General features: G+C 57.0%; 2 protein-coding genes. One reads left to right on the plus strand and one right to left on the minus strand.

Annotated elements, in window-relative coordinates; all coding sequences use genetic code 11:
* The first annotated feature begins 371 nt into the window (after positions 1-371).
* Positions 372-590, plus strand: a complete 219-nt coding sequence (locus tag SO139_RS46285; protein WP_449383169.1) for a hypothetical protein — start codon at positions 372-374, stop codon at positions 588-590.
* 18 nt (positions 591-608) lie between these two features.
* On the opposite strand, the gene SO139_RS46290 is transcribed toward SO139_RS46285, so the two are convergent.
* On the minus strand, positions 609-874 hold a 266-nt coding region (locus SO139_RS46290), incomplete at its 5' end, for a hypothetical protein (RefSeq protein ID WP_449383168.1).

An 874-nucleotide genomic window follows, 5' to 3' on the forward strand; every position in this document is an offset into this window, starting at 1 on the left:
ACTTACGCATACGCAACTCCCTGGACCAGAGTCCAAGGTAGGGCAGCACCTCGCGGATTGCGAGTCAGTTCAGTTTGGTCTCGGACTTGTCAGCTCGGCAATCGCGTGGAGCGTCTCGTCGAGCATCTCGCCCCGCACGACTAACCCACCGGTGCAAGGGCGCTCCCCTCTAACCGGCGCCCGATCAACTCCGCTTAGGAAGGCGTCGCTCAATATCCGCTCCGGGACAGGGGTGCGCTTTTCGGGATCTGCAAATGCCGTCAGAACTTCACGAACTATACGTTGGTATGTCGCCACAGTGCTTTCCATTTCTTGCCAAATTTTGCCGGTCAAAGATCCAAAAAAACAACGGAACATCACGGAGGCACATTGTGACGATCAAGAATATCGTCGTTCCTTTGAAAGTTGAGTATCTGCAGAAGGCCGCAAAGGAGCGCGGAATCTCGCGCTCTAAGCTTGTGCGATTTGTGATGGAGAAGGTCGTGAACGACGAACTCGTTCCGGCGATTCTCGGTGAGGACGACCTTTCGAACGCCGAGCCGTCCCCGCAAAGGTATCGACGTTTTCGAGATCGCGTAGACGGGACCTAATCTCGAGACGAGGCATCATCAGCGCTTCGATAGCTTGCGCTGGCTCCAATACGGCTTTTTCTGGCGGGGAGCGAACTCTTGGACCTGATCGCTGTTCAAGGCTCGCATGATGCCGATCCGGGCAAACATCGTCGGGCCGCCTTGCTCGGCCACCAGGATCAGCGCTTCCATCGCGGCTTGCCATTCCGGCCGATCGTGTACAGCCTTCAACGCCGCGATGTGTTCGCCAGCGTCGAGCAGCGTGACCAGCTTTCTCCCGTCTGGCAACGAGATCGGTTCATCGA

Source organism: Bradyrhizobium sp. UFLA05-89, assembly GCF_059803475.1.